Source organism: Cupriavidus gilardii (genome assembly GCF_013347325.1).
In the GTDB taxonomy this organism is placed as follows: domain Bacteria; phylum Pseudomonadota; class Gammaproteobacteria; order Burkholderiales; family Burkholderiaceae; genus Cupriavidus; species Cupriavidus gilardii.
This window is the reverse complement of record NZ_CP054626.1, coordinates 890,162-913,775: the sequence shown is the minus strand read 5'-3', so window position 1 is coordinate 913,775 and position 23,614 is coordinate 890,162. Positions and strand designations below refer to the sequence as shown.

Sequence of the window (23,614 nt, the reverse complement as noted above, 5' to 3'; positions counted from 1 at the left end):
GAACAGGGGTCGCCGCGGGGCCGCGCCGCCGTCTGCAAGCAGAGCCAACCCGCCATCCATCCCGCAAGCATTCGCGCATTCAACACAAGGAGAAATCGATGAACGTCACGCGCAGGAAGTCCCTCGCGACGCTGGCCGCCACCACGCTGCTGGCGGCCGCCACGCTGGCCGGCTGCGGCAAGAAGGAGGCCGAACAGCCGGCCCCGGGTGCCGCCTCCGCGCCGGCCGCCGCCGGCCAGGCGGGAGAGCCGCTGAAGGTCGCCTTCGTCTATATCGGACCGGTCGGCGACGCCGGCTGGACCTATGCGCACGACCGCGGCCGCAAGGCGGTCGAGGAGAAGTTCGGCGACAAGGTCAAGACCACCTATGTCGAGAACGTGCCCGAGTCGGCCGCGGACGCCGAGCGCGTGTTCCGCGACCTGGCCAGCCAGGGCAACAAGCTGATCTTCGGCACGACGTTCGGCTACATGGAGTCGATGCTGAAGGTCGCCCGCGAATTTCCGGACGTCCGCTTCGAGCACGCGACCGGCTTCAAGACCGCGGAGAACGTCGCGCAGTACGACGTTCGCACCTACGAGGGCGCCTACCTGGCCGGCGTGGTCGCCGGCAAGATGAGCAAGACCGGCAAGATGGGCGTGGTCGCGTCGGTGCCGATTCCCGAGGTGATCCGCAATATCGACTCGTTCGCGCTCGGCGCGCGCAGCGTCAATCCGAACGCGACCGTCAAGGTGGTCTGGGTCAACAAGTGGTTCGATCCGGGCAAGGAACGCGAGGCCGCGACCACGCTGATCGGCCAGGGCGTCGACATGCTGATGCAGAACACCGACTCGGCCGCCGTGGTGCAGACCGCACAGGAAAAGGGCGTGCACGCGTTCGGCTGGGACAGCGACATGAGCAAGTTCGGTCCGAAGGCCCACCTGGCGGCGTCGGTGATTTCGTGGGGCGTCTACTACAACAAGGTGGTCGGCGACGTGCTCGGCGGCACCTGGACCAACGGCACGACCTGGTGGGGCCTGAAGGAGAACATGATCGACCTGACCGGCTTCAACGCCGATGTGCCCGAGGACGTCAAGGCGCTGGTCGCCGAGCGCCGCCGCGGCATCATCGAGGGCAGCGCGCCGATCTGGAAGGGCCCGATCAAGGACAACACCGGCAAGGAGCAACTGGCCGAAGGCCAGGTCGCCGACGACAAGTTCCTGCACGGCATCAAGTTCTATGTCGAGGGTGTGGAGGGGCAGATTCCGGGTTGACCGGAACGCTCCGGCGGCGCCCTTTACCGCCTGTTTGCCCCCTCTCCTGCCGCGCGGGAGAGGGGAGCAAACCCTACTCCCTACCCTTCACCGCATCCCCTAGGGAACTTGAACCGCGGCGAACCGGCCCAAGCTATCCTGTTGTCGTGCCGCGCATTTCCAGCCGCGGGTGCACAGTGTGAAGGAGGCCTCTCATGTGGAAACGATTCTCGGCGCTTTGGACGCTCGTGCGGCGGGATGGGCGCCTGCTCTGGCATGCGCTGCGGCACCCGGACGCGCCCGGCTGGCTCAAGCCGGCGGTGATCGGCGTGGTGCTGTACGCGCTGTCGCCGATCGACCTGATTCCGGACGTGGTGGCGGGACTGGGCATCGTCGACGATCTGGTGCTGATTCCGCTGGCGGTCCATCTGATCCTGAAGCGCCTGCCACCGCATATCCTGCGGCAGGCGCAGATGCGGACGCAGTCGACCACGGTCAGGCCGCACTGACCTCGCGGTAGCGGGCAAGAAGAAAGGGCGCCAACCGGCGCCCTTTGTCGTTGCGATCCCGCCGTTGCCGTCCCCGCGCAGGCGGGGATCCAGTGACACCGCAAGTCGCCGGGTTCCCGCTTGCGCGGGAACGACAGCCGCTCACCTTATGGAATCAGCACGGTCGAGCCGGTGGTCTTGCGCGCCTCCAGCTCGCGATGGGCCTGCGCGACCTCGGACAGCGGATAGCGCTGCCGCACCTCGATCCTGACCTTGCCGCTGCGCACGATGTCGAACAGCTCGGCCGCCATCGGCTCGAGCAGCTCGCGCTGCGTCACATAGGTCATGATGGTCGGCCGCGTCAGCTTCAGCGAGCCCTTCGCGCCCAGCACCGAGATATCGACCGGCGGCACCGGACCGGAGGCATTGCCGAAGCTGACCATGGTGCCGCGCGGCGCCAGGCAGTCCAGCGAATCGTTGAAGGTGTCCTTGCCGATCGAGTCGTAGACGACCGCCACACCCTTGCCGCCGGTGATCTCCTTGACGCGGTCCAGGAACGACTCGCGCGTGTAGACGATGGTGTGGTCGCAGCCGTGCGCGCGCGCCAGCGCGGCCTTGTCATCGTTGCCGACGGTGCCGATCACGGTGGCACCCAGCGCCTTCAGCCACTGCGATGCGATCAGGCCGATGCCGCCGGCGGCGGCGTGCAGCAGCACGGTGTCGCCCGGCTGCACGCGGTAGGTGTCGCGCACCAGGTACTGCACCGTCATGCCCTGCAGCATCATCGCGGCGGCCTGCTCGAACGAGATATCGTCCGGCAGCTTGACGACGATGTCGGCCGGCATCACGCGCACCTGTGCATAGGCGCCGGTGGGACGGCCGGCATAGGCGACGCGATCGCCTTCGCGCAGATGCGTGACACCCGGCCCGACCGCCTCGACCACGCCGGCGCCTTCCATGCCGATGCCGCCGGGCAGCGGCTGCTTGTACAGGCCGGTGCGGAAGTAGACGTCGATGTAGTTCAGGCCGACCGCCTCCTGCCGGATGCGGATCTCGCCCGGGCCGGGCTCGCCGACCTCGACGTCGACCCACTGCATCACTTCAGGACCGCCGTTCTCGAATATGCGGATGGCTTTGCTCATGGTTCGGTTCTCCTTGGGGATCATCGGATGGGAAGCGCCGCGGCGATGCCGCACCGGCTCAGGCCGCCGGCGTTTCGGCGCGCCGCCGCATTTCGGCGATCAGCATGTCGGCGGTCGCCACATTGGTCGCGCACGGTACGTCGTGCACGTCGCAGGCGCGCACCAGCGCGTTGATGTCGGGCTCGTGCGGCTGCGGCGTCATCGGGTCGCGCAGGAAGATCACCGCGGCCACCCGGCCCTCGGCCAGCTGCGCGCCGATCTGCAGGTCGCCGCCCCACGGGCCCGACAGCATGCGCGTGACGGGCAGCCCCACCTCGTCGATCAGCCGGCCGCCGGTGGTACCGGTGGCCAGCAGTTCGCAGTGCACGAGGAAGTCGCGGTGGCGGCGGGCGAAGGCGACGATATCGTCCTTCTTGCGGTCGTGCGCGATCAGCGCGATGCGCGGCGGAACCGCGGCCACAGGGATGGTCGTCATGCGCGCGCTCAGAAGGTGCCGGGGTAGGCGCCGCCGTCCAGCAGGATGTTCTGCGCGGTGATGTAGGCCGCCTGCTTGCTGCACAGGAATGCGCAGGTCGCGCCGAACTCGGCCGGGTCGCCGAAGCGGCGCGACGGGTTCTGCGCGGCGCGGCGCTGCGCGACTTCATCGACGGTCAGATTGGCCTTCTTCGCCGCGCCTTCCATCGTCTTGTACAGCCGGTCCGTATTGAACGGCCCCGGCAGCAGGTTGTTGATGGTCACGCCATGCTGCGCGACCTCGCGCGCCACGCCGGCGACGAAGCCGGTCAGGCCCGAACGCGCGCCGTTGGACAGGCCCAGCACATCGATCGGCGCCTTGACCGCGCCGCTGGTGATGTTGATGATGCGGCCCCACTTGCGCGCGATCATGCCGTCCACCGTCGCCTTGATCAGTTCGATCGGCGTCAGCATGTTGGCGTCGAGCGCGGCGATCCAGTCCTCGCGGTTCCAGTCGCGGAAGTTGCCCGGCGGCGGGCCGCCCGCGTTGTTGACCAGGATGTCGAGCTCGCCCAGCTTGGCCGCGGCCTCGAGCGCCTGCTGGCGGCCTTCCGGCGTCGTGATGTCGGTCGCCACCGCGATCACGCGGCGGCCATGGCGCGCGCGCAGATCGGCGGCGGCCTTGTCCAGCGCCTCGGCGCCGCGCGCGACGATTACCACATCAACGCCCTCGGCGGCCAGCGCATCGGCGCAGGCAAAGCCCAGTCCCTTGCTCGCGCCGCACACCAGCGCATGCTTGCCTCGCAGTCCGAAATCCATGCTCCCTTTCTCCTTGATTCGCTAGTTTGTCTTCACGCCTGTGTTCAAGCCCGCGCGGCCTTGCCGCGCGACAGCAGATAGATGCCGCCCATCACCAGTGCGCTGCCGGCCAGCTGCACCACGGTGATCGGCTCGCCCAGCAGCCAGAAGCCGAGGAACAGCGTCGACACCGGGCCGATCATGCCCGCCTGCGAGGCCATCGGCGCGCCGATGCGCGCGACCGCCATCATCGTCAGCGACACCGGCAACACGGTGCAGAACACCGCGTTGATCACGGACAGCCACATCACCGGCGCCGGCTGCAGCAGTTCGCCCCAGGGGCGTCCCAGCACCAGATATTGCACCACGCAGCAGGCGGTGGACACGCACATCGCATAGGCGACCAGCCGCAGCGAGCCGATGCGGGCGACCAGCTCGCCGCTGGCGATCAGATAGACCGCGTAGCTCAGCGCGCTGCCGAGCACCAGCGCGGCGCCGAGCCATACCTGGCTGCCGCTGACGTCGAGGTCGTGGGCCAGCACCAGCACGATGCCGGCATAGGCCAGCAGCAGCGAGATCCACTGCTGCCGGCTGATATGGCGCTTGAAGCCGAAGGCGGTGGCCAGCACGACGAAGGACGGCGTCAGGAACAGGATCAGCCGCTCCAGCCCCGCGGTGATGTATTGCAGGCCGAGGAAATCGAGAAAGCTCGACAGGTAGTAGCCGATGAAGCCGAGCATCAGCACGCGCCCGCGATCGGCCCAGGACAGCGGCGGCAGCCGCAGCGACTGCCACCAGCCGATCGCCATGAACAGCGGCACCGCGAACAGCATGCGCAGCGTGATCACCATCACGGCGTCGACGTTGTAGCGGTACATCAGCTTGGCGACGATGGCCTTGCCGGAGAACAGCACCGCGCCGATCGCGGCGACGGCAAGCCCGGTGCGCTGCCGCGCACCGGCGGAAGCGCTGGCGGGGCTGGCGAGGGATTTCTGGGAAGCGGGCACGGGTATGGTGCAAACGGCCTGTCCGCGCACGGTCGCCGACAGGCGGGCGCGGCAAGGCACGACATCGGGAAAGGTTGGGAATTGCCGTCGCGTCGGCAACGCTTGAAGTTGTCGTCCGACAGACGCGAGGATTGTATGTCAAAAGGCGCAAAGGCATCGGAGGCCCGCTCGAAGCCGCTGGGTCCCCGCTTTCGCGGCGACGACGCGGAGTCGATCCATTACAATCCCGCACCAACGGCCAACCAGACCGACAAGCCAGACCTCCCGGCCTGACCCAGGCCCCGCCCTTCCCGCCCAGCCGCTACCCGCCATGAAGCAAGATCCGCGTTTCCCCAACCTGTTCATCCTCGACCACCCGCTGATCCAGCACAAGCTGTCGCACATGCGGGACCGCGACACGTCGACGCGGACCTTCCGCGAGCTGCTGCGCGAGATCACGCTGCTGATGGGTTACGAGATCACGCGCAGCCTGCCGCTGACCACGCGCCATATCGACACGCCGCTGGTCAGCATGGATGCGCCGGTGATCGCCGGCAAGAAGCTGACCATCGTGCCGGTGCTGCGCGCCGGCGTGGGCATGAGCGACGGCCTGGTCGAGCTGATCCCGTCGGCGCGGATCGGCCATATCGGCGTCTATCGCGACGAGCATCATCGTCCGGTCGAATACCTGGTGCGGCTGCCCGACCTGGAGGACCGCAGCTTCATCCTGTGCGATCCGATGGTCGCCACCGGCTATTCGGCGGCGCATGCGGTCGATGTGCTCAAGCGCCGCGGCGTCAAGGACGAGGCGATCACCTTCGTCGCGCTGGTGGCGGCGCCCGAAGGGGTCGAGGTCTTCCAGAAGGCCCACCCGAACGTCAGGCTGTACGTGGCCTCGCTCGACAGCCATCTGGACGAGCACGCGTACATCGTGCCGGGCCTGGGGGATGCGGGCGACCGGTTGTTCGGCACCAAGAACTGAGTCGGCGGCTGGGGGCGCTTGCCCTCACCGCCGCGCCCTTCCGCCGCGCCCATCCGCCGTGCGGCGGAAGATGGCTGGGGAAAAGCGCAGCGCCGCTGGCTACCGGCGCTTGCGCCCCGACCCCAGCAGGCTGCCGAGCACGCCGCGGATCAGTTCGCGGCCGACCTGCGAACCCATGGTGCGCGCCGCGGACTTGGCCATCGATTCGAGGATCGAATCGCCGCGGCCGCTCTTGCCGGTGCCGCGCGTCAGGCCGCCGAACAGATCGCCCGCCTCGTCGAGCCAGCCGCGTTCGCCGGCCTGCTGCTGCGCGGGCTCGCCACCGGCCTGCCCGCCGTTCTGCGCCCCGTCCTGCCCCGTCTGTGCCTCCGCGCTCTGCGCGGCCCTGCCCTTGAGCCGCTCGTAGGCCGATTCCCGATCCACGGCCTTCTCGTAGGTGCCCGCCACCAGCGACGAGGCCAGCAGCTGCTTGCGCTCGGCCTCGTCGATCGGGCCGATGCGGCTGCCCGGCGCCAGCACCCAGGCGCGCTGCGTGATGCCGGGCGTGCCCTTGGCGTCGAGCAGCGAGATCAGCGCCTCGCCGACCGCCAGCTCGCCGATCGCCTTCTCGACGTCCAGCTCGGGATTGGCGCGCATCGTCGTGGCGGCCACCTTGACCGCCTTCTGGTCGCGCGGCGTGAAGGCGCGCAGCGCATGCTGGACGCGGTTGCCGAGCTGGCCCAGCACGGTGTCGGGAATATCGATCGGGTTCTGCGTGACGAAGTACACGCCGACGCCCTTCGAACGGATCAGCCGCACCACCTGCTCGATCTTCTCGAGCAGTGCCTTCGGCGCGTCGTTGAACAGCAGGTGGGCCTCGTCGAAGAAGAACACCAGCTTGGGCTTGTCGAGGTCGCCCGCCTCGGGCAGCTTCTCGAACAGCTCGGACAGCAGCCACAGCAGGAAGGTCGCGTACAGCCGCGGTGCGTGCAGCAGCTTGTCGGCGGCCAGGATATTGACCATGCCCAGGCCCTTGTCGGTCTGCATGAAGTCGTCCAGGTTCAGCATCGGCTCGCCGAAGAACACGTCGGCGCCCTGCGATTCGAGCGCGACCAGGCCGCGCTGGATCGCGCCGATCGACGCGGCCGAGATATTGCCGTACTCGGTGGTGAACTGCGACGCGTTGTCGCCGACGTACTGCAGCATCGCGCGCAGGTCCTTGGCGTCGAGCAGCAGCAGGCCGTTGGCATCGGCGATGCGGAACACCAGGTTCAGCACGCCCTGCTGGGTGTCGTTGAGCTCGAGCATGCGCGACAGCAGCAGCGGGCCCATGTCGGACACGGTGGCACGCACAGGATGGCCCTTCTCGCCGAACACGTCCCACAGCGTGGTCGGGCAGGCGCCCCAGACCGGTTCGGGCAGGCCCAGGTCGGCCAGCCGCCTGGCCAGCTTGTCGGACAGCTGGCCGGGCTGCGAGATGCCGGTCAGGTCGCCCTTGACGTCGGCCATGAAGACCGGCACGCCGAGCCGCGAAAAGCCTTGTGCCAGCGCTTGCAGCGTCACGGTCTTGCCGGTGCCGGTGGCGCCGGTGATCAAGCCGTGGCGATTGCCCATCTGCGGCAGCAGGGCCAGTTCGTGCTGGGCGTTCTTGGCGATAACGATGGGGTCGGCCATGCTGGGGCTCCGGTGAATGACGAGGCGAGGAATGAATCGAGGATCGCGCGATGGTGCGGCGCCACGGAGCGGGCCTTTGGCCGGTGCGGGAAAGGCCGGGCCGGCGGTCTGGCGCGCGGGGGCGCGTGATAAAATCCCCGGCTGATTATATCCAGCAGTGATTGCCAGCAGTCATGGCCTGCCGCTGATGATTCCATCACCCGGCGCGTGCATCGCAACAAGCCGAGGGCGTCCTCGAACGTCCGCCGGCCCGGCCGCCACCTTCGGCCATGCTGCGCTTGCCGCGCTGCACGCGCATCGCGTACCTGTTCCGCCTCGGAGAGAAACATGGCCGGTCATTCCAAATGGGCCAATATCAAGCATAAGAAAGCCGCCGCCGACGCCAAGCGCGGCAAGATCTGGACCCGCCTGATCAAGGAAATCACCGTCGCCGCCAAGCTGGGCGGCGGCGATCCCGACTCCAATCCGCGCCTGCGCCTGGCCATGGACAAGGCCACGGACGCCAACATGCCGAAGGACAACATCCAGCGCGCGATCCAGCGCGGCGTGGGCGGTCTGGAAGGCGCCAGCTACGAGGAAATCCGCTACGAGGGCTACGGCCTGTCCGGCGCCGCGATCATCGTCGATTGCCTGACCGACAACCGCACCCGCACCGTCGCCGAAGTGCGCCACGCCTTCTCCAAGCACGGCGGCAACATGGGCACCGAGGGTTCGGTCGCGTTCATGTTCACGCACTGCGGCCAGTTCCTGTTTGCCCCGGGCACGCCCGAGGACAAGCTGATGGAAGCCGCGCTCGAGGCCGGCGCCGACGACGTCGTGACGCACGAGGACGGCGCGATCGAGGTCACCTGCCCGCCCAATGACTTCGGTGCCGTCAAGGCGGCGCTGGAAGCGGCCGGCTTCAAGGCCGAGGTCGCCGACGTCGTGATGAAGCCGCAGAACGAAGTCAGCTTCACCGGCGACGATGCCGTCAAGATGCAGAAGCTGCTCGACGCGCTGGAAAATCTCGACGACGTGCAGGAAGTCTTCACCAACGCGGTGATCGAGGACTGAGCCGGCGCCTCCGCCCCTCCCCTCTCCCCGGCGGCCGCCGCCCACGCAATGCGGCGGCCGCCCTCCCCAAAGCTTTATCTTCTGGCAGTGGATCATGAAAGTATTGGTTGTCGGCTCGGGCGGACGTGAACACGCGCTGGCCTGGAAACTGGCCCAGTCGCCCAAGGTGCAGGTCGTCTACGTGGCGCCGGGCAACGGCGGCACGGCGCTGGACAAGCGGCTGCAGAACGTCCCGGTGACCGATCCGGCGGCGCTGGCCGAGTTTGCCCGGCAGCAGAGCGTGCATTTCACCGTGGTCGGTCCCGAGGCGCCGCTGGCGGCCGGCATCGTCGACGTGTTCCGCGCGCAGGGCCTGCGGATCTTCGGCCCGAGCCGCGCGGCCGCGCAGCTGGAGTCGTCGAAGGACTTCGCCAAGGACTTCATGCACCGGCACCAGATTCCGACCGCCGCCTACCAGACCTTCGCCGACGCCGGCCAGGCGCACGCCTATATCGATGCGCAGGGCGCGCCGATCGTGATCAAGGCCGACGGCCTGGCCGCGGGCAAGGGCGTGGTGGTCGCCACCACGCTGGAAGAGGCGCACGCCGCGGTCGACATGATGCTGGCCGACAACAAGCTCGGCGATGCCGGCGCGCGCGTGGTCATCGAGGAATTCCTCGAGGGCGAGGAAGCCAGCTTCATCGTGATGGTCGACGGCGCGAACGTGCTGGCACTGGCGACCAGCCAGGACCACAAGCGCCTGCTCGACGGCGACGCCGGCCCCAATACCGGCGGCATGGGCGCCTATTCGCCGGCACCGGTGGTCACGCCGGCGCTCCATGCGCGCGTGCTGCGCGAGATCATCATGCCGACCGTGCGCGGCATGGAGAAGGACGGCATCCCGTACACCGGCTTCCTGTACGCCGGCCTGATGATCGACAGTGAAGGCAATCCGAAGACGCTCGAATTCAATTGCCGCATGGGCGATCCCGAGACGCAGCCGATCATGGCGCGGCTGAAGACCGACCTGTTCGACGTGATGGAGCACGCGGTCAATGGCCGGCTCGACGCGGTCGAGCTCGACTGGGACCGCCGTACCGCGCTGGGCGTGGTGATGGCCGCGCACGGCTACCCCGATGCGCCGCGCAAGGGCGACCTGATCACCGGCATCCCGGCCGAGACCGACGACAGCGTGACGTTCCACGCCGGCACCACGCTGGCCGACGGCAAGCTGCTGACCGCCGGCGGCCGCGTGCTGTGCGTGGTGGGCCTGGCCGATACCGTCAAGGCGGCGCAGCGCGCGGCCTATGCGGCGGCCCAGCAGATCCACTTCGACGGCATGCAGTACCGCTCCGATATCGGGTATCGCGCGATCAAGCGCTGAAGTCTTTCCCTCACCCCGGCCCTCTCCCCGCGGGAGAGGGAGAACACCCCCGCAGCACAAGCCGCCCCGCGTGCCGGCGCCGCCGCACCATGACGGGGCAGCGGCTACAATCCTGACCATGCTGATGATCGACTCCCAGGCAGTCCGCGCCTATCTGCTGGATCTGCAAGACCGCATCACGGATGCCGTCGCCGCCATCGACGGGCAGCCGTTCGCCACCGATGCCTGGGAAAAGCCGCCGACCGAACGCCTGCGCGGCAGCGGCCGCACCCGCATCCTCGAAGGCGGCGCGGTGATGGAGCGCGCCGGCGTCGGCTTCTCGCACGTGCGCGGCGACGCGCTGCCGCCTTCGGCCAGCGCCAACCGGCCCGAACTGGCCGGGCGCGGCTTCGAGGCGATGGGCGTGTCGCTGGTGTTCCATCCGCGCAATCCCTACGTGCCCACGGTCCATATGAACGTGCGCTGCTTCCTCGCGGTCAAGGAAGGCGCCGACCCGGTCTGGTGGTTCGGCGGCGGCATGGACCTGACGCCCTACTACGGCAATGCCGACGACTGCCGGCATTTCCACGCGACCTGCAAGGCCGCGCTCGATCCGTTCGGCGCCGATCTCTATCCGCGCTTCAAGCGCTGGTGCGACGACTACTTCTTCCTGAAGCATCGCGGCGAGGCGCGCGGCGTCGGCGGCGTGTTCTTCGACGACTTTTCCGCGCTCGGCTTCGACGACAGCTTCGCGATGATGCGCGCGGTCGGCGACGGCTTCCTCGACGCCTACCTGCCGATCCTGCGGGCGCGCAAGGACACGCCCTACGGCCCGCGCGAACGCGACTTCCAGGCCTATCGCCGCGGCCGCTATGTCGAATTCAACCTGGTGTTCGACCGCGGCACGCTGTTCGGCCTGCAATCGGGCGGACGCACCGAATCGATCCTGATGTCGATGCCGCCGCAGGCCGCCTGGCGCTACGACTGGCAGCCCGAGCCGGACAGTGCCGAAGCGGCGTTGTACACCGACTTCCTGCCGGCGCGCGACTGGGTCTGAACCTCACCGATGAACACCACCGCCTCCGCCGCCAGCGCGCCGATCCGGCCGGGCCCGGCCGACGATCCGGGTCCCGCCGGGCACGGCCGCCCCTGGCGCCTCGGCATCCTCGGCGGCACCTTCGATCCGCCCCATGTCGGCCACCTGGCGCTGGCGCGGCTGTGCATCGACCATCTGCAGCTCGACGAACTGCTGTGGATCCCGACCGGCCAGTCCTGGCAGAAGGGCAACGACGTGACGCCGGCCGCCGACCGGCTGGCGATGACCGAGCTGGCCGCCGCGGCGCTGGCCGACGCGCCGGCGCGCGTCCACGCCAGCCGCATGGAGGTCGATCGCGCCGGCCCGAGCTACACCATCGACACGGTGCGCCAGCTGCGCGAGCATTACGGCGCCGAGGCCTCGCTGGCCTGGCTGATGGGCGCCGACCAATTGCTGCGCCTGCACACCTGGCATGGCTGGGAGGACCTGCTCGACTACGTCCACCTGTGCGTCGCGACCCGGCCCGGTTTCGCGCTGGAGCAGCTCGATGGCCCGGTGCGCGATGCGCTGGCCCAACGCCGCGCCGACGCGCACCTGATACAATCCACGCCCTCCGGCCGGATGTGGATCGACCAGACGCTCGCCGTCGACCTCTCCTCCACCGCCCTGCGCCAGCGCCTTGCCGCCGGCCAGCGCGCGGATGACCAACTCCCCCCGGGCGTGGCACACTACATCGCCACCCACGGACTCTATCGCCAGGACTGAGCAGGACCGTGGAACCGGGCCGGCCTTGGCACTGGCCCGGGACGCGGCTACGGCCACCGATCCCTCGCTGACAAAATACAAGGGCACCACCAAGGCACCATGGATATTCGCAAACTGCAACGCGCCATCGTCGATGGCCTCGAGGACGTCAAGGCACAGGACATCAAGGTGTTCGACACCACGCACCTGACCGAACTGTTCGACCGCGTGGTGATCGCCAGCGGCACCTCGAACCGGCAGACCAAGGCGCTGGCCGCCTCGGTGCGCGACACCGTCAAGGAGGCCGGCGGCCACATCATCGCGGTGGAAGGCATGGAGACCGGCGAATGGGTGCTGGTCGACTGCGGCGACGCGGTGGTGCATATCCTGCAGCCGCAGCTGCGCCAGTACTACAACCTGGAAGAGATCTGGGGCGACAAGCCGGTGCGGATCAAGCTCGGCGCGGGCGCCAAGGGCCTGGCCAAGGCCAGCGAGCGGATGGACGAAGAGGAGGACGCCGAGGAGGCGCCGCGCACCCGCACGCGCCGCGCCGTCGGCGAACGCCCGGCGCTGGCCCGCCTGCCCGAAGGCATGAAGGAGCCGTCGCCGCCGATGGGCCACGAGGACACCGACCCGGACGCGATCGCCACGCAACGCAAGCCGGTCGCGCGCACCCGCACCACCAGCGTCAGCGGCGCCGCGCCGGCGCGCAAGGCTCCGGCCCGCACGGGCACCGGCAGTGGTAGCGGCGCCGCGCGCAAGACGGCGGCCAAGACCGCCACCAAGACGGCCACCAAGACCGCCACGAAGACGGCCACCAAGACGGCGGCAAAGACGGGAACCGGTACCGGCACCCGCACCGCGGCCAGGACCACCGCCACGCGCAGCGCCGCCGCCAAGACCGCGGCGCCGCGCAAGCGCGCCACCCGCTCGGCCTGAGCCGCGCCCGCTCCCGCAGCAGCGCGTCGCCGTGCAGTTGCTGATCGTCGCGGTCGGGCACAAGATGCCGGCCTGGATCGAGTCCGGCTTCGCCGAGTATGCCAAGCGCATGCCGCCGGAGCTGCGTATCGTGCTGCGCGAGATCAAGCCCGAGGCCCGCACCGCCAGCAATAACGCGGCGACCGTGATGCAGCGCGAGGCCGCGCGCATCGAGGCCGCGCTGCCGCGCCAGTGCCGCATCGTCGCACTGGACGAACGCGGCCGCGACCTGACCACGATGCAGCTGGCCGAGCAGCTGACCGGCTGGCAGCGCGAGGGCGGCGACGTCGCCTTCCTGATCGGCGGGGCCGACGGGCTCGATCCGGCGCTGAAGGCGCGCGCGCAGACGCTACTGCGGCTGTCCAGCCTGACGCTGCCGCACGGCATGGTGCGCGTGCTGCTGGCCGAGCAGCTGTACCGCGCCTGGACGGTCACGCAGAACCACCCTTACCATCGGGTCTGATCCCGCTCCCCGGTATCAACCGGCGTTCCATCCCGTCGTTCCATCCCGTCGTTCCACCCTTGTCCCTGAGCGCGCCCGCCGCGCCCGTGCCACCGTGCTCCACGACGTCCTCTACCTCGCCTCCCAAAGCCCCCGCCGCCGCGAACTGCTGACGCAGCTCGGCGTGTCCTACCAGTTGCTGCTGCCCGACGACGACGAAGACGCGGAGGCGCTCGAAGCGGTGCTGCCCGGCGAGACGCCGGACGACTATGTGCAGCGGGTCTGCGCGCTGAAGGCCGAGGCCGCACTGCGCCGCCGCGAACGCCGCGCGTTGCCCGACGCCCCGATCCTGACCTCCGACACCACGGTCTGCCTGGGCGGGCGCATCCTCGGCAAACCCGAGCATGCCGACGACGCCGCGGCGATGCTGGCGGCGCTGTCCGGCACCACGCATCGCGTGCTGACCGCGGTGACCGTGGTCTCGACCCTCGGCGCGCACCATGCGCTGTCGATCTCCGAGGTCAGTTTCCGCGCGATGCGGGAGGACGAGATCGCCCGCTACGTGGCCAGCGGCGAGCCGCTCGGCAAGGCCGGCGCGTATGGCATCCAGGGCCGCGCCGCCGAGTTCGTGCAGCGGATCGCGGGGAGCTATTCGGGTATCATGGGCCTGCCCCTGTTCGAGACGGCAGCACTGTTGCGACAGGCCGGCCTGCGCTTCTGAAGCGCACCGCCACGCAACGCCGAGCAAGGCGCCGGTTCGCCCGCCGACCGCGCCGCACGGCATCCAGGGGACCAACCTGCTCCGCCGCGACGGATCACCGTCGGCGGAGCCAGCCAGCCGGCGACGGATCGCACACAACATGACCGAAGACATCCTCGTCAATATCACCCCGCAGGAAACGCGCGTGGCCATCGTGCAGCAGGCCGCGGTGCAGGAGCTTCATGTCGAGCGCACGCTGACGCGCGGACTGGTCGGCAATATCTATCTGGGCAAGGTCGTGCGCGTGCTGCCCGGCATGCAATCGGCCTTCATCGACATCGGGCTGGAGCGCGCCGCCTTCCTGCACGTTGCCGATATCTGGCACCGGCGCGAACCGGACCGCAACGGCAGCACGCAGCTGGCGATCGAGAAGACGCTGTTCGAAGGCCAGGCGCTGATGGTGCAGGTGATCAAGGACCCGATCGGCACCAAGGGCGCGCGGCTGTCGACCCAGGTCAGCATCGCCGGCCGTACGCTGGTCTATCTGCCGCAGGACCCGCATATCGGCATCTCGCAGCGGATCGAGGGCGAGGTCGATCGCGAGGCGCTGCGCGCCCGCGTGCAGGGGCTGGTGCCCGAGGACGAGCGCGGCGGCTTCATCGTGCGCACCATCGCCGAGGAGGCGACCGACGAGGAGCTCGGCAACGACATCGCCTATCTGCGCAAGATCTGGGGCGCGATCCGGCTCAACGCCACCACGCTGCCGGCGCCCAGCCTGCTGTATCAGGATCTGAGCCTGGCGCAGCGCGTGCTGCGCGATTTCGTCAACGACGCCACCGGCGTGATCCAGGTCGACTCGCGCGAGAACTATCAGAAGCTGGTCGAGTTCGCGCAGGAATACACGCCGGCGGTGCTGCCGCGGCTGTCGCACTACACCGGCGAGCGGCCGATCTTCGACCTGTTCAATATCGACGCGGAGATCGAGCGCGCGCTGTCGCGGCGCGTCGACCTGAAGTCCGGCGGGTATCTGATGATCGACCAGACCGAGGCGATGACGACGATCGACGTCAACACCGGCGGCTATGTCGGCGCGCGCAATTTCGACGACACGATCTTCAAGACCAATCTCGAGGCGGCGCACACGATCGCGCGCCAGCTGCGGCTGCGCAACCTGGGCGGCATCATCATCATCGACTTCATCGATATGGAGAACGCGGAGCACCGCGACGCGGTGCTGTCGGAACTGAAGCGCGCGCTGTCGCGCGACCGCACCCGCATCACCGTCAACGGCTTCTCGCAGTTGGGCCTGGTCGAGATGACGCGCAAGCGCACGCGCGAATCGCTGGCGCACGTGCTGTGCGAGCAGTGCCCGGTCTGCCAGGGCAAGGGGCAGGTCAAGACGCCGCGCACGGTGTGCTACGAGATCCTGCGCGAGATCATGCGCGAGTCGCGCCAGTTCAATCCGCGCGAGTTCCGCATCCTGGCCTCGCAGGAAGTGATCGACCTCTTCCTCGAAGAGGAAAGCCAGCACATGGCGATGCTCGGCGACTTCATCGGCAAGCCGATTTCGCTGCAGGTCGAATCGACCTTCCATCAGGAGCAGTACGACATCATCCTGATGTAGCGCAACCCGTCCGGATTTCCACTAGGGTCTGACCGCATGTCATTGCCGCCGCGATCCCCTATAACGAATGCAGGAATGGCACGGCAGGAGCGGACCATGACGGGGCGGCAAGCGACGAGGGCCGGACTGGCCTGGACCTGGCAAGGCGCGCCGTGGGTGGGCGCGATGCTGATCGCAATCTGCGGCATCCAGGGCTGCGCGCCCGTGCAGGAACTGGCCAAACGCGCGCCCTCGTTGCCGCCGGCCGCGCCCGAACGCCAGGTTACCCCTGCCCCGCCGCCACCGATCGCTGCGCGCGTGATCGAACTGGCCGGCTACTGCAGCCGTACCGAGGACGACGGCTTTCGCGAAGAGGCGCGGGTGCGCGTGATCGCCAACGAGGTACAGGCGCTGAACTGGAAGCTGTGGGTGCCGCGGCGCCGCGGCTCGTGCGCCTTCGATCTGAGCGAATTCCGGCAGGTCCAGAAGGCCCCGCATATCGAGCTGGTCGCACGCGACGACAGCGGCTGCAAGCTGATGGTCTGGCAGGATCCGCGGCGCGTCACGCTGGCGCATGCCAACTGCCAGAAGCGCTGCACGCCGGGAATCTACGAGGAAGCGTGGCCGGTGATGTTCGACCCGGGCAGCGGCATGTGCGCGCAGGTCAAATAGGGCGGCAATCAGGGCGGCAATCAGGGGGGCAATCAGGGCGGAACCTCGCCGCGCACCGGCCGGCCTGAACCGCGACCGTCGCCGGCGCCGTGCGAGCGATCATTCGGCCCGACCGCCGCCGGTGCCGCCAGTTCGCGGCCGATGCATATCAAGGTTGCCAGCCGCGCCAGGCAGCTTGCCGGCCACGTATCCGAGCGCCGCGCACATCCCCACCAACGCAACGATCCCCGCTGCCGCGAAGAGGGCGGGGATCGCCATGCCAGTCATGACGAGGGCACAGACGATGCCGCCAACCACCGCGCCCTGCGCTGCCCTGACCAGCACGCGGCCAACAATGCGACCGGCGCCCGGCACCGGAGCCTGCGGCATGCCGCGCGCCCGCACGAGCCACCAGAGCCCGCTCTTGAGCCGCTCCGCCAGCCGGGGCGCTGCCGGAGCCTGCGGCGCCTGCCATGCGGGCAACAGCGGCGCGGCTTGCTGGGCGCCAACCGCGGGGGCGTTGCGGGGCGCTCGGCCCAGATGGGACGGCACGGACACCGTGCGCGTGGGTTGCGATGGCGATTGCGGGAGACTAACGCGGTGCCCGACTCTCATGTGGCGGCCTCGATGTTGGCGAATTGACTGGGGAAGGATGCGGTGATCCGGTTCGGCGAACCGTCACCGCAAGCAAGACCCGGATCATCCGCAATCGAGGCCGCGGTTGCTTTCGCAATCGCCGTGCCCTATTGCAATTGGTCCACCAACGTCGGCATTGGCATGCCGACGTTCAGCCGCGCTTGACCCAGACCACGAGCCCACCCGCGATGCCGAGCGTGCGGCGGTCCGGACGGTAATCCATGGTGCCGGGAAACTGCTGCGCGTCGCGCTGGCCGATGCGCCAGGCGCAGCCGTCCAGCAGCGCGATCGCCTCGGCCTCGGGCTTGCCGACCAGCGCGTCGTCGGCGAGCTTGTCGGCGGCGCAGCCTTGCGGCGTGGCCGCGCCTCCCATCGGCGGCGGCGGCGGGCCAGGCGGCGGTTCGCTGGCGCAGGCGGTCAGCATGGCCGCGCCGGCAGCGGCGCCAGCCAGCCGGCCCAGGCCACCGAGGCCAATCCAGCGCGAAAGCAGGCGGGAAACAAGCGATCGGTCGACGATCCGGTGCATGCAATCTCCTTGCAGGTCGATGGCGGACAGCGTGTGCCGCCGGGAGTCATGGGGGCCGTGGTCATCAGGGCAGTGACCACGACGGCCGTGGCGAGAACGGCCGTGGTCGGGACGGCGTCGTCAGGACGACTTTGCCTTGGGCACGCGCCCCATCAGGAAGAACTCGTCGTTGGGGCGCATGCCGATGGTGTTGGCCATGCGGTTCGACAGGCCGAAGAAGGCGGTGATCGCGGCGATATCCCAGGCGTCCTCGTCGGAGAAGCCGTGCGGGCGCAGCGCGTCGAAGTCCGCCTCGTCGATCTCGTGCGAGGCCTGGCAGACCTTCATCGCGAAATCGAGCATCGCGCGCTGCCGCGGCGGCAGGTCGGCCTTGCGGTAATTGACCGCGACCTGGTCGGCCAGCAGCGGCTTCTTCTCGTAGATGCGCAGGATCGCGCCGTGCGCGACCACGCAATAGAGGCACTGGTTGACGCCGGAGGTGGCGACCACGATCATCTCGCGCTCGCCCTTGGTCAGCCCGCCCTCCTTGTCCATCAGCGCGTCGTGATAGGCGAAGAAGGCGCGAAACTCGGCCGGCCGGTGCGCCAGCGCGAGAAAGACATTGGGCACGAAGCCCGCCTTCTCCTGCACCGCCAGGATCCGCTCGCGGATATCGTCGGGGACCTGCTCCAGTGTCGGCACGGGGTAGCGGCTGATCGGCTTGTCGGCCGATGCAGTCGAGGACGGACTGGCTTGCTGCGATTCGCTCATCGTGGTCTCCTCGGTGGGTTCCGGTTGATCCGGCTGTCGGCATGGCCCCGCGCGGTGTGCGGGGGCCTGCGACAGTATCGGCCAGCCACGGCGGCACGCCAAGCCTCGCCGGCCGGCGGCTAAGCGCGCGGCCGGTTTACTGCGAGGCCGGCTTACTGCGAGGCCAACTTACTGCGTCGCGAACTGGATCCGGTGCAGCCCGGCGTACAACCCGTTGGCGGCCAGCAGTTCGGCATGGGTGCCGTGCTCGGCGATGCGGCCCTGATCCAGCACCGCGATGCGGTCGGCGTTCTCGATGGTCGACAGCCGGTGCGCGATCACCAGCGTGGTACGGCCGACCATCAGCGATTCGAGCGCGGCCTGGACCTGGCGCTCGGACTCGGAGTCCAGCGCCGAGGTGGCCTCGTCCAGAATCAGGATCGGCGCGTCCTTGTACAGCGCACGCGCGATCGCCAGGCGCTGGCGCTGCCCGCCGGACAGCTTCATGCCGTTGTCGCCGATATTGGTCTGCAGGCCCTCGGGCAACGCCTTGACCACGTCGGTCAGATAGGCGGCTTCCAGCGCGCGTTCGACCCGCGCCAGGTCGATCTGGTCGGCCGAGTGCACGCCATAGGCCACGTTGGCGGCGACGGTGTCGTTGAACAGCACCACGTCCTGGCTGACGAAGGCGATCTGGCGGCGCAGGTCCTTCAGCGCCAGCGCATCGAGCGGCTGGCCATCGAGCAGGATGCGTCCTTCGGTCGCGTCGAAGAAGCGCGGCACCAGATTGACCAGCGTGGTCTTGCCGCTGCCCGACGGGCCGACCAGCGCCAGCACCTCGCCCGGGCTCACGCGCAGCGACACGTCCTGCAGCGCCGGCCGCCCGGCATCGCCGTAGCGGAAGCCGACGCGCTCGAACACCAGCTCGCCGCGCGCGCGCTCCAGCGGCAGTCCGCCATGCTGCGGCTCGACCGGCTCGTCGATCAGCCGGAAGATCATTTCGGCGGCGGTCATGCCGCGCGTCAGCGGCTGGTTGATGTCCGTCAGATGCTTCAGCGGCGAGATCAGCAGCAGCATCGCCATCACGAAGCCGGTGAAGCCGCCGATGGTGGTCTGATTGCCCTGCGCCTGCACCATCGCGATGGTGATGATCACCGACAGCGCCAGCGCCGCCAGGAACGCGGTGACCGGCTGATTCAGCCCGCCCGCGACCGCCATCCGCATCGAGTAGTTCTTCAGCCGCTCGGCCATCGCGCGAAAGCGCGCCAGTTCGTAGGTCTCGCCGCCGTGCAGCTTGACCACCTTGAAACCGCCGGCCGCTTCCTCGACGACGTAGGCGGCGCTGTTGGTCAGCGTCTGGTGCTCGCGGTTGAGCTTGCGCAGGCGCCGGTTGATCTTCGACATCAGGTAGCCGATCACCGGCAGGATCACCGCCACGATCAGCGTCAGCCGCCAATTCGTGTAGAACAGGTAGATCAACAGCGCGACCACGGTCAGCGAGTCCCGCACCAGCGTGATGAACACGCTGGTCAGGATCTGCAGCACCTGGTTGACCTCGAAGATCACCGCATTGATCAGCGACGCCGCGGTATTGCGATGGAAGAACATCGCGGGCACATGCAGCATCCGCTCGAACATCTGCAGCCGCATCTTCAGCAGCACGCGGTTGGAGATCAGGCTCAGCAGATAGCCCGAGGCGAACTGCGCCAGGCCGCGAATCAGCGCGACGCCGGTCAGGATCGCCGGCACATGCCAAAGCTTGCCGGCGTAGTCACCGCCGAAGCCCTTGTCCAGCAGATCGTTGACGACCTTGGGGATCACCCCTTCGCTGGCGGCCACGACGGCCATCGCGACGATGGCGGCGATAAAGATGCGCAACTCCGGGCGCAGGTAGGACCAGAGTCGGGCGGGCATGGTTTGCACACCTGGCGTCGATGGGCGGGACAAGAACACTCCTTCGGAATAATCAGAGGCACCGGTGAGCCCGGGCCGGGGACCGGAAGCGGGCACCGGCGGGGTCGGCGCGGCGCAGGGGCCGGCAGGGGCCGGGGTACAATGGCGCCGCGCTCGACCGGGGCGATACCGTGCCGATGGCGGTCGGATCGCGGCTCGGTCGCGTCAATACAGCAGGCCATACGACCACGTCAATGAAACTCTCCGTCGTCATCATCACCCGCAACGAAGCCCACAATATCCAGGCCTGTCTGGAGAGCGTGAAGTGGTGTGACGAGGCGATTATAGTGGATTGCATGAGCGCGGACGCCACCCCGGCGATTGCCCGGGACATGGGCGCGCGCGTGATCCAGACCGAAGACTGGCCCGGCTTCGGGCCGCAGAAGAATCGCGCGGTCGACGCCGCGACGGGCGACTGGATCCTCAGCATCGATGCCGACGAGCGCGTCAGCCCGGCGCTGCGCGACGAGATCCTCGCCGCGATCGCCACTGACAGCGCCGACGGCTACGAAATGCCGCGGCTGTCGCAGTTCTGCGGCCGCTTCATCCGCCATGGCGGCTGGTATCCCGACTATGTGACGCGGCTCGTGCGCCGAGGCCATGGGCGCTTCAGCGATGCGCTGGTGCACGAGAGCCTGATCGTGCAGGGCCGGCTCGGCCGGCTGCGCGAACCGCTGACGCACTACAGCTATCGCGACTACTCCGACGTGCTGCGCAAGATCGACAGCTATTCGTCGGCCGGCGCGCGCCAGGCATTCAGCCGCGGCAAGCGTTCGTCGCCCCTGGCCGCCGCGGGCCACGGCCTGTGGGCCTTCGTGCGGACCTGGCTGCTTCGCCGCAGCATTCTCGACGGCGCCGAGGGCTTCGGCGTCGCGCTGATGAACGCGCAGGCGAGCTATTACAAATATCTGAAGCTGTGGTACCTGGGCCGGCAGCAGGCCGGCGGCCAATGAACGGCCGCCCATGACCCCGGCTTTCCTTCCGTCCCGATATCCGTGTCCATGAAGATCGGCATCTCCTGCAACCGCTTCGGCAAAGGCGGCGGCTTCGAACGCTATGCGCTGGACCTGGCGCGCGGCCTGATCGCGCGCGGCGAGCGCCCGGCGGTGTTCGCGCGCCGCTTCGACACCGACATCCCCGAGTACGGTCAGGTCGACCGCCATCTGGTGCGCGTGCGCTGGCTGCCCGGCAAGATGCGCGACACCGCGTTCTCGTGGGGCATGCGCGACGCGCATCGCCACTGCGATCTGCTGATCGGCTGCAACCGCGTGGTCGGCGCCGACCTGGCGGTCTGCGGCGGCACCCATCGCGGCTACCTGCGCGCATCGGGACGCGCGTCGACCTTCTGGGACCGGCGCCAGATCGAACTGGAATCGCGCCACTATGCGGCCGCGCGCTGCGTGGTCGCGCATTCGCAAATGATGGCCGACGAGCTGGCCGAGCTCTATGGCGTGCCGGAGGACCGGCTCGCACTGCTCTATCCGCCGGTGGACATCGCGCGCTTCCGCCCGATCGACGATGCCGCGCGTGCGGCATTGCGCCAGCGCTTCGGCTTCGGCGACACGCCGGTGTTCCTGTTCCCGTCGTCCGACCACTCCCGCAAGGGGCTCGATGTGCTGGCCCGCGCGCTGGCCGACAGCGGCCTCGATGCAACGCTCGCCGTCGCCGGCCGGCCGGTCGGCAAGTCACTGCCCGGCGTCCGCGAACTGGGCTACTGCGCCAACATGGCCGAGCTCTATGCCGCCGCCGATTTCACCGTGCTGGCGTCCAGCTACGAGCCGTTCGGGCTGGTCGGCATCGAGTCGGTGCTGTGCGGCACCCCTGTGCTGCTCGCGGACAATATCGCCTGCCTCGAGGTGATGGACGATGCGGTGGCGCGGCGCTTCCCGCGCACCGACGTGGCGGCGATCGCCGCCGCGATGCGCGAGGCCGTGGCCTGGTCGAAGGATGGCGGCGCGCGGATCGCCGAGCCGCGCCGTCATCTGCGCTACAACCCCGAACCGGCGGCGCATCTCGATGCGCTGCTGCGGCTGGGTGGCGCCTGAGAGAATTCCGCCTCGGGTCCGGGACCTACGGTCCGCTCAGCGCTGCCTGGTGGCAGCCGCGGCTTCCAGCTGCCGGGTGCGGTTGGCGATGATGCCCAGCAGCGTCGCCGACGTCAGCCCGAAGAAAGCGGTGTTCATCACCAGCGTGAACACGTCGATGGTCAGCCCGAACACCACCGTCCCCAGCGTCAGCACCAGGCCCATCGCGGCCGCGGTCGCGATGTCGGGATCCGGCGAATGACGATGGCGCCAGAAATGGATCGCCGAGCCGTAGTACAGCAGCAGCAGTGCCGCCAGCCCCAGCAGCCCCATCTCGGCCAGCGTCGAGAACAGCTCGTTGTGCGCGTGCGGATGGACGATCGCCGGCGAAGCCTCGCCGCGCTCGGCCAGCACCTGCAGATTGTCCTTCAACGTGCCCTTGCCGACGCCCAGCGCCGGCTCCCGCTCGAACAGCGTCCAGGCCGCCTGCCACAGCTGCAATCGCAGGCCGATCGAGGTATCGGCGTCGCCGTGCGCCAGCCGCTCGAAGTCCGAGGTCGCCGCGGCAATCCGGCTCTGCACCACCGGCGTATTGAGCGCCGCCATCGCACCCAGCGTCAGCGACGCGGCAAACACCAGCATCAGCCGGCGCGGGCGCACGCGCGCCAGGTCGAAGCGGCACAGCAGCACCCACAGCATCACCGGAATGGCGATCCAGCCGCCGCGGCTCTCCGACGCGTACGACGCATAGCAGCCGGCCGCCAGCCCCAGCAGGCGCAGCACCTGCTCCCAGCGCGGGCGCCCGCGTTCGGCCAGCGGAATCGCGCCCATGAAGCCGAGCACCAGCGCGGTGTCGCCGAACGGAATCGGATTGGTGAAGGGGTTGCCGGCGCGGCCGGACATCACCCACTCGGCCGGCGAGAACAGGATCAGCACGGACCAGAAGCAGGCGCCCAGCGCGCCGGCCACGCAGCCCCACTGGAACGGCCGCAGCCGCTCGGCCGGCACCGCGGCGAGCAGCAGGAAGATCGGCACGGACAGCAGCAGCCGCGATGGCGAGTCGAAGGCGCGTGACGGCACCTCGCCGGTCAGCAGCGCCTGCAGGCCGATCGCCAGCGGATAGGCCGTCATCGCGACGACATACCACTTGTAGCGCAGCAACAGTTCGCGGCTTTGGCGGCGGTTCTCGGCCTGGCTCAGCCACAGCAGGCTGAAGGCCAGCACGACGAAGAAGCAGTAGCCGGTGCCGCCCTGCAGGGTCAGCATCAGCACAGGGGACAGCGCCGCGGCGATCGCCGCGACACCGATGGAAACACGATGCATGCTCATGGGGTGAAATACGGATCGGCGCCGGAACGGCGTTGGCGGGCACATTGGCCATGAGCCGGAAACAAGGGGCAGCCGGGGCCGCCACGCGGCGCATTATACCGTTGCCCCTTGCGCCACCCTCCCTGCGAGGGGGGCCG

24 protein-coding genes are annotated in these 23,614 nt (G+C 68.9%); 14 read left to right on the top strand and 10 right to left on the bottom strand.

Annotated features, from left to right (window positions below):
- Nucleotides 1-98: 98 nt before the first annotated feature.
- Both FOB47_RS14350 and FOB47_RS14345 read left to right on the top strand, forming a co-directional pair.
- Nucleotides 99-1,250 (top strand): BMP family ABC transporter substrate-binding protein, encoded by a 1,152-nt coding sequence (locus FOB47_RS14350; protein WP_053821359.1) that lies wholly within the window; start codon nt 99-101, stop codon nt 1,248-1,250.
- Between the two features lie 194 nt (nt 1,251-1,444).
- Nucleotides 1,445-1,738: a YkvA family protein gene (locus FOB47_RS14345; protein ID WP_174781375.1), complete on the top strand. Its 294-nt coding sequence runs from the start codon at nt 1,445-1,447 to the stop codon at nt 1,736-1,738.
- Nucleotides 1,739-1,884: 146 nt separating this feature from the next.
- Here the strand turns inward: FOB47_RS14345 and FOB47_RS14340 are convergent, their stop codons facing one another.
- From FOB47_RS14340 to FOB47_RS14325, 4 genes are read right to left on the bottom strand one after another with little or no spacing between them, the layout of a single operon-like run.
- A complete protein-coding gene (locus FOB47_RS14340; RefSeq protein WP_174781374.1) occupies nt 1,885-2,859 on the bottom strand; it encodes a quinone oxidoreductase family protein in 975 nt (324 codons plus the stop codon).
- A gap of 58 nt (nt 2,860-2,917) precedes the next feature.
- Complete coding sequence (locus FOB47_RS14335; protein WP_053821356.1) at nt 2,918-3,334, bottom strand: methylglyoxal synthase; 417 nt, start codon at nt 3,332-3,334, stop codon at nt 2,918-2,920.
- Between the two features lie 8 nt (nt 3,335-3,342).
- The gene (locus FOB47_RS14330; RefSeq protein WP_053821355.1) at nt 3,343-4,131 is read right to left on the bottom strand and encodes an SDR family oxidoreductase; all 789 of its coding nucleotides are present in this window, start codon (nt 4,129-4,131) and stop codon (nt 3,343-3,345) included.
- A 44-nt stretch (nt 4,132-4,175) separates the two neighbouring features.
- On the bottom strand, nt 4,176-5,117 hold the full coding sequence (locus FOB47_RS14325) for a DMT family transporter (protein ID WP_174781373.1): 942 nt from the start codon (nt 5,115-5,117) through the stop codon (nt 4,176-4,178).
- A 310-nt stretch (nt 5,118-5,427) separates the two neighbouring features.
- Between FOB47_RS14325 and upp the strand changes: the two genes are divergently transcribed.
- Nucleotides 5,428-6,078 (top strand): uracil phosphoribosyltransferase, encoded by a 651-nt coding sequence (gene upp, locus FOB47_RS14320; protein WP_053821353.1) that lies wholly within the window; start codon nt 5,428-5,430, stop codon nt 6,076-6,078.
- Nucleotides 6,079-6,177: 99 nt separating this feature from the next.
- Here upp and FOB47_RS14315 read toward each other — a convergent pair whose 3' ends face one another.
- Nucleotides 6,178-7,731 (bottom strand): helicase HerA-like C-terminal domain-containing protein, encoded by a 1,554-nt coding sequence (locus FOB47_RS14315; protein ID WP_053821352.1) that lies wholly within the window; start codon nt 7,729-7,731, stop codon nt 6,178-6,180.
- Between the two features lie 327 nt (nt 7,732-8,058).
- Between FOB47_RS14315 and FOB47_RS14310 the strand changes: the two genes are divergently transcribed.
- From FOB47_RS14310 to FOB47_RS14270, 9 genes are all read left to right on the top strand, one after another.
- A complete protein-coding gene (locus FOB47_RS14310; protein WP_053821351.1) occupies nt 8,059-8,784 on the top strand; it encodes a YebC/PmpR family DNA-binding transcriptional regulator in 726 nt (241 codons plus the stop codon).
- A 94-nt stretch (nt 8,785-8,878) separates the two neighbouring features.
- Entirely contained in the window at nt 8,879-10,147 is a 1,269-nt protein-coding gene (gene purD / locus FOB47_RS14305; RefSeq protein ID WP_174781372.1) for a phosphoribosylamine--glycine ligase, read from the top strand.
- A 124-nt stretch (nt 10,148-10,271) separates the two neighbouring features.
- Nucleotides 10,272-11,183, top strand: coding sequence for an oxygen-dependent coproporphyrinogen oxidase (gene hemF, locus FOB47_RS14300; protein ID WP_053823026.1), 912 nt, complete (start codon nt 10,272-10,274; stop codon nt 11,181-11,183).
- Between the two features lie 9 nt (nt 11,184-11,192).
- On the top strand, nt 11,193-11,927 hold the full coding sequence (locus tag FOB47_RS14295; protein WP_082371410.1) for a nicotinate-nucleotide adenylyltransferase: 735 nt from the start codon (nt 11,193-11,195) through the stop codon (nt 11,925-11,927).
- 99 nt (nt 11,928-12,026) lie between these two features.
- On the top strand, nt 12,027-12,845 hold the full coding sequence (gene rsfS / locus FOB47_RS14290) for a ribosome silencing factor (protein WP_174781371.1): 819 nt from the start codon (nt 12,027-12,029) through the stop codon (nt 12,843-12,845).
- Nucleotides 12,846-12,876: 31 nt separating this feature from the next.
- Nucleotides 12,877-13,347, top strand: a complete 471-nt coding sequence (rlmH, locus tag FOB47_RS14285) for a 23S rRNA (pseudouridine(1915)-N(3))-methyltransferase RlmH (protein WP_053821348.1) — start codon at nt 12,877-12,879, stop codon at nt 13,345-13,347.
- 94 nt (nt 13,348-13,441) lie between these two features.
- Nucleotides 13,442-14,047: a Maf family protein gene (locus FOB47_RS14280; protein ID WP_053821347.1), complete on the top strand. Its 606-nt coding sequence runs from the start codon at nt 13,442-13,444 to the stop codon at nt 14,045-14,047.
- A 139-nt stretch (nt 14,048-14,186) separates the two neighbouring features.
- Entirely contained in the window at nt 14,187-15,650 is a 1,464-nt protein-coding gene (gene rng, locus FOB47_RS14275) for a ribonuclease G (protein ID WP_023264366.1), read from the top strand.
- A gap of 165 nt (nt 15,651-15,815) precedes the next feature.
- Entirely contained in the window at nt 15,816-16,301 is a 486-nt protein-coding gene (locus tag FOB47_RS14270) for a hypothetical protein (protein ID WP_053823024.1), read from the top strand.
- Nucleotides 16,302-16,400: 99 nt separating this feature from the next.
- On the opposite strand, the gene FOB47_RS14265 is transcribed toward FOB47_RS14270, so the two are convergent.
- From FOB47_RS14265 to msbA, 4 genes are all read right to left on the bottom strand, one after another.
- Nucleotides 16,401-16,763 (bottom strand): hypothetical protein, encoded by a 363-nt coding sequence (locus tag FOB47_RS14265; protein ID WP_174781370.1) that lies wholly within the window; start codon nt 16,761-16,763, stop codon nt 16,401-16,403.
- A gap of 304 nt (nt 16,764-17,067) precedes the next feature.
- The gene (locus tag FOB47_RS14260) at nt 17,068-17,442 is read right to left on the bottom strand and encodes a hypothetical protein (RefSeq protein ID WP_390884807.1); all 375 of its coding nucleotides are present in this window, start codon (nt 17,440-17,442) and stop codon (nt 17,068-17,070) included.
- 120 nt (nt 17,443-17,562) lie between these two features.
- On the bottom strand, nt 17,563-18,192 hold the full coding sequence (locus FOB47_RS14255) for a peroxidase-related enzyme (protein ID WP_053821345.1): 630 nt from the start codon (nt 18,190-18,192) through the stop codon (nt 17,563-17,565).
- 168 nt (nt 18,193-18,360) lie between these two features.
- Nucleotides 18,361-20,085, bottom strand: a complete 1,725-nt coding sequence (gene msbA / locus FOB47_RS14250) for a lipid A export permease/ATP-binding protein MsbA (RefSeq protein WP_174781369.1) — start codon at nt 20,083-20,085, stop codon at nt 18,361-18,363.
- A 233-nt stretch (nt 20,086-20,318) separates the two neighbouring features.
- Here msbA and FOB47_RS14245 point away from each other — a divergent pair, with 233 nt between their 5' ends.
- Nucleotides 20,319-21,077 (top strand): glycosyltransferase family 2 protein, encoded by a 759-nt coding sequence (locus FOB47_RS14245; RefSeq protein ID WP_053821343.1) that lies wholly within the window; start codon nt 20,319-20,321, stop codon nt 21,075-21,077.
- A 48-nt stretch (nt 21,078-21,125) separates the two neighbouring features.
- Complete coding sequence (locus FOB47_RS14240) at nt 21,126-22,169, top strand: glycosyltransferase family 4 protein (protein ID WP_151022068.1); 1,044 nt, start codon at nt 21,126-21,128, stop codon at nt 22,167-22,169.
- Between the two features lie 36 nt (nt 22,170-22,205).
- Here the strand turns inward: FOB47_RS14240 and FOB47_RS14235 are convergent, their stop codons facing one another.
- Nucleotides 22,206-23,471: an O-antigen ligase family protein gene (locus FOB47_RS14235; RefSeq protein WP_174781368.1), complete on the bottom strand. Its 1,266-nt coding sequence runs from the start codon at nt 23,469-23,471 to the stop codon at nt 22,206-22,208.
- Nucleotides 23,472-23,614 lie beyond the last annotated feature (143 nt).